This is a genomic window from Streptosporangium sp. NPDC023825 (genome assembly GCF_040639575.1).
GTDB lineage: Bacteria > Actinomycetota > Actinomycetes > Streptosporangiales > Streptosporangiaceae > Streptosporangium.
Genome location: NZ_JBFAAE010000010.1, coordinates 201,498 through 210,145 on the forward strand (window position 1 = coordinate 201,498; position 8,648 = coordinate 210,145).

Here is an 8,648-nt window from a genome sequence, read left to right on the forward strand (position 1 = left end):
GGCTCGATGGGGCCGCTCGGGCGTCTGCTCGTTGCCGGAAGCCCTCGATCCGGCAGGGGTTCCGGTTCGGTCGTGCCCTCGTCGGCGAAGACGGACACGGGTCACGTCCCGCGGGATCGCGACTCCAACGGAACCACACCGTTGAGGTGGGTGGCCAGCTCGCGGCGGGTGGTGATGCCGAACTCCACGTAGATGTGCCGCAGATGGTTGTCGACGGTACGGGCCGAGATGCCCAACTGCTCGGCGACGTCCTTGCTGGGCATCCCCTGTGAGGCGAGCAGCGCGATCTCCTGCTGCCTCCTGGTGAGCCGGGCACCGCTGCCCCCTGTGGTGAGGGCGGGAGTCCGGGCCCCCTCGCAGCGGGCCGCGAGTAACTGAGCGCGGAGCGCGGCGGCCCGGGCGCGGCGGGAGTCACCGGCCTGCCGCAGGATTCCGGCGGCGACGCTGGCCGCCTCGGCGGCCAGGAGGTCGGCACCGATGGTCTCCATCTCCCCGGCGGCGGCGAGCAGCCGGTCGGGGCATCCTTCGGCCCAAGCGGCGGCCAGGTCGGCTCGCGCCCGGTGGAACCGGCCGTCGGCCGCCTCGGCGATCTCCGCCAGCCGCTCTGCGGCCTCGCACGCTCCTCCGAGCCGGACGAGGTCGGTCAGCAGGACGGATTCGAACGCGATCTGCCCGCGTTCCCCGGCCTCCCGCGCCGCCGCGGTGAGGACGGCCCGGGCATGGGAGAGCTCCCCTCGGACGGCGTGCAGCCAGGCCACTCCCAGCCGCTCTTCGGGCATGTGCACCGCGCAGGTCAGCCGGTCGTACTCGGTCAGGGCCGCTTCGGCCGCCTGCAGATCGCCCTGCAGGGCGGCCGAGGCGGCCAGCCCGGAGAGCGCCAGCGGCAAGACGATCGCGGTGTAGGGGCGTGCCGCCCTGACGAGCTCGGCGTACCAGCGGCGGGCCTGCCCGGGATGGCCCGCCAGCCACGCGGCACGTCCCAGCTGGAAGGCGAGGAGTCTCTGTTCGGGGCTCGGTATGCCCTGGGCGAGCGTTCGGTAGGCCTCCTCGCCCACTGCCTGACTCTCGGCCAGGCAACCGCTCTCCGCCAGAGCCAGCGTGAGGACGGAGTGGTGCGCCGCCTCGTGGGTGGTCATGGAGTACAGCTCGGCGTCGACGGCTGCGCTGACGGAGGTGGCGCGTCGGGCCCAGGTCACGGCCTCCTCACATCGGCCCAGGAACGCCAGCGCCGCCGACCTGGTCGTCACGGCGATCAGCCATGTCATCACGTCCGGCCCGGGCCCGGAGTCCAGGGGCAGGCGCGAGCACAGGGCGAGGCTGCGCGGGAACTCGCCCAGAGCGAAGCAGCCGGCGGCCTCGGTGGCGATGAGGATCTGGTGGCCGGAAGGGCTCGCGACCCGGTGGCGGGCGACTTCGACGACCTCGCGGACCGTCCGCTGCGAGGCTCCGAGACCCCAGATGAGGTTCTGCACCCGCAGGCTCGTCACGAGCAGCGTCTCCTGCTCGTCGGCGGCCGGCGCGACCGCCTGCGACAGCACGGTCTCGGCCTGCCCGAACTCGCCCGTCTCGTACAGCGTCTTGCCCAGGAGCAACCGGTATTGAACGCCGTGCCATTCTTCGGGTACGGCGTGCAGGAGGGAGAGCGCGTTGGCGTAGGCGCGTGTGTGGATGGCCAGGGCCGCGGCCCGCATGAGCAGTGCCGGATCCGCCGTTCCGGTGGCCGCCAGCCGGTAGGTGGCCAGTCGCATCGCGTCCTCACGCCGCCGGGCCCCGCTTTTCTCCAGCAGGGAGAGGTGGTGCAGTAGCGTTTCCTGGCGCCGGACCGTGGTGATGTCGGCGCGCAGCACCTCGCCGTAGAGGGGGTGCGCCAGCCGGACGGCGGTGCGCCGCCGTTCCCGGCCGATGACGATCAGTCCCGCCCGTTCGAGCTCGTCGAGCGTGCGGGGGTGGGCGTCGACGGTGAGCTGAGCCACGGACAGCGGCTCGCACAGCGCCAGGGCCTCCAGCACGTCACGGCCCTCGGGCGATGCGGCGGAGAGCCGGGAGCGCAGGAGGTCGGTCAGGCGCCGCGTCCCCGGCAGCCGGCCCGGGGTCATCTCCCACAACTCGCCGTCGCAGGTCAGGATCCCGCCGGTCACCGCTCCGATCACCAGCTCGCGCAGGTAGAGCGGATTACCGCCGCTGGCGATGAACATCTGGCTGACCGTGTTGCTGCCCACGTATCCTCCCAGGACCCGTTCCAGCAGCTCCTCGACCTGCGAGCGCCTGAAGTCGACGAGGTCCATCTGCTGCACCGAGTCCTCGCACGACAGCGCCGCCACCGCCGCGCCGGGCGGTTCCCCGGTGCTCACCGAGCCGAGGAGGAAGATCACACCGGCGTCCATCAGCTGCCTCAGCAGCACCGCCGAGGTCGCGTCGAGCAGGTGGACGTCGTCCACTCCGATCACCATCGGGGCCGGGTCCGTTCCGGACCGCGACAGCAGCCGCGCCACCGACGCGAACCCCGTGACCGGATCGGACAGGTCCGCCTCGGCGGGCAGCAGGTGAGCGACGGCTCCCAGGGGAATCGAGGCAGCGGCCGCGGTGGCCACCGCGCGGCCGACGCGCCGACCGGCTCCCTCCGCCCGCTCCAGGCACTCCTCGATCAGGCGGGACTTCCCCGCTCCCCTTGGCCCGAAGACGACGAAGCCTCTGACCCGGGGGTCTTCCAGGGACTCGTCGAACTTCTCCAGCTGCGACGCACGCCCTATGAGCGGCCATCGCCCCAGCAAACTCTCCTGGCCCATCCCGTAGTACCTCCGCCAGTCCTGCGACTCCAGCAGCCGGGACGAACTCGTCGGTGTGCAGGCTCTGTAACAGGCGCTGTTCAAACGCTATGTCAGAAATATCAGGATATCGAATGTGTTTCTCTGGCCTGTCGCCAGCCCGGCCGCAGAGGAATACGTATATATACGGACTATCATCCTGATTTTGGATGGCCGGAATTTTCCGGAGGACAGAGGAAACGCCTGAGACGGCGCGAGCGTCAGCCGGAAATTGAGTAATCGTCACTCATGACCGCTCCCCGGCGGCGTCCCCATCCTGATAGGCGAACCGCCATCCGCCCGCGTCTTACGACATGACGTCCGCGGGCCGGCGGTCCGCCCCGGGCACACCGTCAGCGTGGATGGCCGCCCCCCTTTCCGGCCCCGGGCGGGGAACCTTTTCATCGATTACCAGAGGGGTTGCAGAAATGCTGTTCCGCCTGCTCGGAAGCGTTCGGATCGAGAACGCGGAAACATCCATCGGTGTCAGGTCGGCGCCGGTCAGAGGGGTCTTCGCGGCCCTTCTCCTCGACGAGGGGCGGTCGGTTCCCGTGGAGCGGCTGATGAGATCTCTTTGGGATGAATCTCCAGATTCAGCCCGAAAGAACCTGCGCCTGCACGTGGCCCGGCTACGGAGCCAGCTGACGGCGTTCTCCCTGCAGGAGCGCTTGATCACCCTACGGGGCGGCGGCGGAGGATACCGCTTGCTCATCGAGCCGGACGAGGTCGACGCGATCAGGTTCAAGCGGCTCGCCGCCCGGGGCTTCGCCGAGTTGCGCGCCCGGCGCACCGGCGCGGCCGAGGCGACGCTCAAGGAGTCGCTCGGCCTGTGGCAGGGGCCCGCCGGGCAGGACTGCGCCGCCTCCGAGCAGATGAGAGCCCGCTTCGCCGCCCTCGACGAGCTGCACCTGACGGTACGGGAACGCCTGGTGGAAGCCCGGCTGGACCTGGGCCGCACGCTCGACCTCGTTCCCGAGATCCTTGACATCCTGGCCACGGCACCTCTCCGGGAGACCTCGTGGGCACACCTGATGCGTGCGCACTATCTCGGCGGCAACGCAGCGGGAGCGATCTCGGCGTGGACCTCCGCCACGGCGACGCTCAGCGACCACCTCGGCCTGGACCCCTCCGCCGAGCTGCGTGAACTCCACCTTTCCGTCCTTCGCCGGGACGACGACGCCATCCGCGGCCCCTCCTCCCGCCACCGGAGCGAGGGCCCGGGTCCGGCACGCCCCGACCTCGCGTGGCCACGTCGGCTACTCTCCGTCGACGGGAGGCCCGTCGCGAACTCCGCTGTCCCCGCCGTGGGCTGCCACCCTGCCTGATCGGGCACCGGCCGGGATCGCCCGGACCGGACGGCGGTTCCGGTGAGCATCGACCGGGCGCCTTACCGGCCACCTGTCGCCGAGAGGGCGCCGACCACCTTGCCGACCACGTCCGTCGCGGACACGTATCCGAAATGGCGGGAGTCCAGGCTCTGCCCCGGATTGTCACCGAGCAGGACGAGGCACCCGCCGGGGACCGAGGTCTCGCCCGCCCTGCGGGGCACCGAGGCGGGGACGGGATCCCCCTGGACGGCGGCGACCCTTTTGACGACCCGGCTGGGGGCGAAGGCGACCCTTTCGGCGACCCGGCCAGGGGCGGGGCCGGGAGAGGATTTCCACGGGGGAACCGCCCCGCGCCGCCTGCCGGTTCCGGCCGCGCCAGGACGCGCAGCGTGCCGGATCCCGCCGTACGAGGGCGCCGCCACGTACTCCGGGACGGCCACGATGTCGGCCACGACGATGTCTCCCGCTCGGATCCGGCCGGCGGGCAGGCGCCGTACCAGCACCTTGTCGCCGGGCCGGTGGGTGGGATGCATGCTGGCGCCCGAGATGATCACCACCAGGAGGTTCCGGCGAGCCCAGAACACCGCCGCGGCACCGGCTGCGAGCGGCGTGAGGATCAGGGCGAGCGGAGCGGTCACCGACCGGCCTGTCCGGGAAGGACCTCCAGGTAGCCCTCGGCCTGCATGGAGAACAGGTCGGCGTAGGTGCCGCCGCGGGCCACCAGTTCCTCGTGGGTGCCGTGTTCGGCGACGGTTCCCTCGTCGAGCACGACCAGCAGGTCGGCATCGCGCACGGTGTTGAGCCGGTGGGAGATCAGCACGTTGGTACGGCCCGTCCGGCGTTGCCGCAGCCTGCGGTGGATCTCGTACTCGGCCTCGGCGTCCAGGCCGGAGCTGGGTTCGTCCAGGATCATCAGGTCGTGCCCGGTCCGCAGATGCGCGCGGGCTAGGGCCAGCCGCTGCCACTGGCCTCCCGACAGGGTCACGCCGATGGCGCCGGAGGTGTCCTCGGGGGTGTCCTCTCCCTGGAAGAACAGCCGTGACAGCAGGGTGTCGTAGGAGCGGGGCAGGCGGCCGACGAACTCGTGGGCTCCGGCGTCGACGGCCGCGGCGGTGACGCGCTCGCGGTCGTGCAGGTACTCCAGATCGCCCAGGCCGATGTTCTCGGCCGCGGTCAGGTCGTACTCCATGTAGTCCTGGAAGACCACGCCGATTCGGGCACGCAGTTCGGCGGGGTCCAGGTCGCGCAGGTCGACGCCGTCCCACAGGATCGCGCCGCGCTCGGGGTCGTACATCCGGCACAGGAGTTTGATCAGGGTGCTCTTGCCCGCGCCGTTCCGGCCGATCAGACCCACCGTCCGGCCGTGGGGGATGGTCAGGTCGAGGCCGCGCAGCGCCCAGGGGTGGTCGGGAGAGTAGCGGAACCAGACGTCGCGGAAGACGATCCCGCGCGCCAGCGGCGCGATCGCCCTGGGAGAGCGGGAAACGGGCAGGTCGGGTTCGGCGGCGACCACCTGCAGGTAGTGGTCGAACAGCAGCAGTTGACGATGGCACTGGGCGATGGTGTGCACCAGTGACACGCTCGCGCTCTGCACGCCGGCCACCGAGGCGACCAGCAGCGAGATGTCACCGACGCTGATCCGGCCGCCGGCGGCGGCGAGCACCGCCCACAGCAGCGCCCCGCCCGACACCGCGGCGCTCCCCAGGCCGATCAGCGCCTGGATGCCGACCTCGCGGCGGTCCATGTCGCGGTTCTCCCTGTTGGACAGGCGCCGCTGGGCCGTCATGAGCTCGCGCAGGTAGGTGCCGATGGCGAACAGCCGGATCTCCTTGGCGGCCTGGGCGCTGGTCAGCAGATCGCGGAAGAACATCTCCCGGCGTTCGATCGGGCTCAGCCGCCACGACAGACCGGCCCGGCGGCGGGCCATCGACAGCTCCACGGCCAGCATCGGCAGGACCGAGACGAGGATCACCGCGGGCAGCCAGAGGGAGATGACCATCAGCGACCCCAGGAAGCCCAGACCGGTGACGACGGAGCCGACGACCGACAGGGCGGCCGAGACCATCACCCCGGGGGTGGTGGCGCCGTGCTGCAGTGCCATCTGCATCCGGTTGAGGAAGACAGGGTCCTCGAAACGGGCCATGCCCACGAAGCGCTCGGCCGTGAGGAACAGGTGTTCCTGGGCCAGGAGCCCGACGCGGCGTTCGACCTCACGGGAGGCGTACTGGGTGACGTACGGTATCAGGCCGGTCACCACGATCGTGACGGCGAGCGCGACGCCCTTCCCCGCGACCGTGCCGGGAGAGGCCCCGGCGGTGATGTCGTCCAGCACCAGCTTGGTCAGCCATGCCGTCACGACCGGGGCAGGCGCGGTCGCCAGCGTGAGCGTGACGACGACGGCGGTGAGCAGCGGGCCGGCCTGCCAGCTCAGCCGTAACGCGACGATGATCTTCCGCATGGGTCAGACCGTTTCCAGGGCGGCCGCCGCGTCCTGGAGCAGGGTGCCGGAAGCGCGGACGACGCCGCCCGGGTCGACGATCGCCAGCGCCGGGTAGGCACTGACCCCCAGCGACCCGCACACCGGCCCGCCGTGGGTCCTCTCCACCACCACGGTGGCCACCGGTTCCAGGAGCGCGGCCTTCTCGGCCGCGCCGTCGGTGCCGACCACGAGGGCGAGCACGCGCTCACGGCCGGCGAAGGCCGGGGCGAACCTGATGAACTCGGGCAGCCGCTCCTCGCAGGCGAGGCACCCGACGGAGAACGCCGCCACGAGGGTCGGCGCGTCGGCGAAGAACCCCTCGTCGAGAGGCGTACCGTCCGTGGCGGCGGTACGGAATGCGCCCAGCCGCTCTCCGGCCTCCCGCATGACCGGTGGGAGAGCACCGGGCTGCGGATGACCGGACGGGAACGAAGCGGCCTGCCGCGCCAGCAGTTCACCCTGCGCGCGCAGCCTCCGGGCCACTCCCACGGTGAGAACGATGTCGAGCGCGCACAGCACCATGACCGCGCCGACGAGCACCACAACGACATTCAACATGATCATCCTTAGTGATTCCACGGTTGGACGTTCGCCGTCGCCCCCGGTGGTCAGGCGAGCGGCCGGAACAGCTCGGTTATGTCCTCGGCGAGGAGCACCAGAGCGGCCCCCGTCACGCCGATGACCGCCGCCGCGGTGACACCGGCCGGCTCCAGCGCGACGGATGCGGACCCGGTGCCGAAGGAGAGCACCACCCCGGCCAGCGAGGCGACGAGCAGCACCCCGTTGTGGACGAGCCGCCCCGGTCCCACCGGCGTGGACGAGGGGCCGAAGCAGTTGCAGACCACGTGCCGGCGGAGGCGCACGGCCGTCGCGATCGCGACCGTGAACGCGGCCAGCAGCACCACCGCGATCGCGAACCCGGCGCCGGCCGTGGACGGGACCGCGAGCAGCACGGCCGCGGCCAGCTCGCCCGCGACGACCGCGGGCGGCACGAGGGCCCTCGTCGCCGGGGGCAGCCGCGGTGCCAGTTCACCGGCGGCGGCGCGGAAGGAGGCGTAGGCGCCGCGGGTGCGTATCTTGCCCACCGCCGAGACCACGAAGACCACACCGACCAGGAGCCGGCAGCAGACCAGGACGTACTCCATGGAAACCCCTAATCTGGAGGGGGCGCCGCGACTCTTCGCCAGTCGCGGCACCCGTCCCTCCCTGATGGAGGCGGTCAGTCACATGACGGGTCCGGGTCTGGCCGGGACGGCCCGGATCACCGGACGGTGCGGTTCAGCACATCATGAACGGCGGGCAGCTGGGAGGCGGGCACGGGTGGAGGGGGACGAAGGGCCCGTAGGGTGAACTGTTCCCACCGCAGATCGCCGTGCCGCACGGCAGCGTCTCCAGCACCTGCGTCACACCGTTGCAGGTCCTGACCCGCCTCAAGCTCCTCGTGGGGTACGGGGCGCCCCCGACGGGAGGGCAGGTGTACTCCTGCCACCCCTCGACGCACGCCATCGCCTGCGCCCGCGTGCCGGGGACCAGACTCTCCAACAGCCGGTCGGCGAGCGACCGAACGGTTCGAAGCATCGGTTGACCTTCTCTCTCATGACGGCTCCTCTCTCCGAGGGAGCCGAACGCTGCGACACGGATCAATCTAGGAAGCCCTGGCATGGGAACCGCATACAAGCGGCATGGTCGACGAGCACGCGTTCAGCCCGCCGCCTCCCGGGTCACGCACCCGCGAAGGGCTCGGCGACACGGCAGGGGTTCGCGGACGGCGATCTCCTCACGGGCGACCTGCGCCTGCGACCTTGCTCCCGGACGCCGCGCCCCGCGCAGCGCTCGCGGGTGGGCGGTGGACGCCCCTCAGCGGCATCCTCATCGGCGAAGCCGGCTTCCTTCGCCTGCCCGTGACCGCGACGGCCGGCCCGGCGTATGGTCCTTTCCGGAAAGACGGCGGCAGGAAGGCGGGAACACGTGGCGTGGGCCGGTTACGAGCTGGAGTTCGAGGACACCTTCGAGGCCGACCGCCTCGACGAGGATCGC

General features: G+C 71.3%; 7 protein-coding genes and 1 pseudogene. 2 read left to right on the top strand and 6 right to left on the bottom strand.

Features of this window, described 5'->3' with window-relative positions:
* Positions 1-101 precede the first annotated feature (101 nt).
* Positions 102-2,786, bottom strand: a complete 2,685-nt coding sequence (locus AB0G15_RS12710; protein ID WP_362838144.1) for a LuxR C-terminal-related transcriptional regulator — start codon at positions 2,784-2,786, stop codon at positions 102-104.
* A 446-nt stretch (positions 2,787-3,232) separates the two neighbouring features.
* Between AB0G15_RS12710 and AB0G15_RS12715 the strand changes: the two are divergent.
* Together AB0G15_RS12715 and AB0G15_RS12720 are read left to right on the top strand one after the other, a co-directional pair.
* Positions 3,233-3,484: pseudogene (locus AB0G15_RS12715) on the top strand (winged helix-turn-helix domain-containing protein); the annotation flags it as partial.
* A gap of 24 nt (positions 3,485-3,508) precedes the next feature.
* Positions 3,509-4,129 carry an AfsR/SARP family transcriptional regulator gene (locus AB0G15_RS12720; protein WP_362838174.1) on the top strand — a complete coding sequence of 207 codons (621 nt, stop codon included), beginning with the start codon at positions 3,509-3,511 and terminating at the stop codon, positions 4,127-4,129.
* Positions 4,130-4,191: 62 nt separating this feature from the next.
* On the opposite strand, the gene AB0G15_RS12725 is transcribed toward AB0G15_RS12720, so the two are convergent.
* The 5 genes from AB0G15_RS12725 to AB0G15_RS12745 all read right to left on the bottom strand — a co-directional run bounded on the left by AB0G15_RS12725 (position 4,192) and on the right by AB0G15_RS12745 (position 8,189).
* Entirely contained in the window at positions 4,192-4,770 is a 579-nt protein-coding gene (locus tag AB0G15_RS12725) for a S26 family signal peptidase (protein ID WP_362838147.1), read from the bottom strand.
* A complete protein-coding gene (locus AB0G15_RS12730) occupies positions 4,767-6,590 on the bottom strand; it encodes an ABC transporter ATP-binding protein (protein WP_362838150.1) in 1,824 nt (607 codons plus the stop codon). Before AB0G15_RS12730 ends, AB0G15_RS12725 begins: the two co-directional genes overlap by 4 nt.
* A gap of 3 nt (positions 6,591-6,593) precedes the next feature.
* Entirely contained in the window at positions 6,594-7,169 is a 576-nt protein-coding gene (locus tag AB0G15_RS12735) for a hypothetical protein (protein ID WP_362838152.1), read from the bottom strand.
* 50 nt (positions 7,170-7,219) lie between these two features.
* Positions 7,220-7,756: a MauE/DoxX family redox-associated membrane protein gene (locus tag AB0G15_RS12740; RefSeq protein ID WP_362838154.1), complete on the bottom strand. Its 537-nt coding sequence runs from the start codon at positions 7,754-7,756 to the stop codon at positions 7,220-7,222.
* Positions 7,757-7,889: 133 nt separating this feature from the next.
* Positions 7,890-8,189: a hypothetical protein gene (locus AB0G15_RS12745; RefSeq protein WP_362838157.1), complete on the bottom strand. Its 300-nt coding sequence runs from the start codon at positions 8,187-8,189 to the stop codon at positions 7,890-7,892.
* Between the last annotated feature and the right edge of the window lie 459 nt (positions 8,190-8,648).

Coding starts and splice junctions, on each gene's coding strand:
- AB0G15_RS12710 (WP_362838144.1), bottom strand. CDS start 2,786: ATGGGCCAGGAGAGTTTGCTGGGGCGATGGCCGCTCATAGGGCGTGCG.
- AB0G15_RS12730 (WP_362838150.1), bottom strand. CDS start 6,590: ATGCGGAAGATCATCGTCGCGTTACGGCTGAGCTGGCAGGCCGGCCCG.
- AB0G15_RS12735 (WP_362838152.1), bottom strand. CDS start 7,169: ATGTTGAATGTCGTTGTGGTGCTCGTCGGCGCGGTCATGGTGCTGTGC.
- AB0G15_RS12740 (WP_362838154.1), bottom strand. CDS start 7,756: ATGGAGTACGTCCTGGTCTGCTGCCGGCTCCTGGTCGGTGTGGTCTTC.
- AB0G15_RS12745 (WP_362838157.1), bottom strand. CDS start 8,189: ATGCTTCGAACCGTTCGGTCGCTCGCCGACCGGCTGTTGGAGAGTCTG.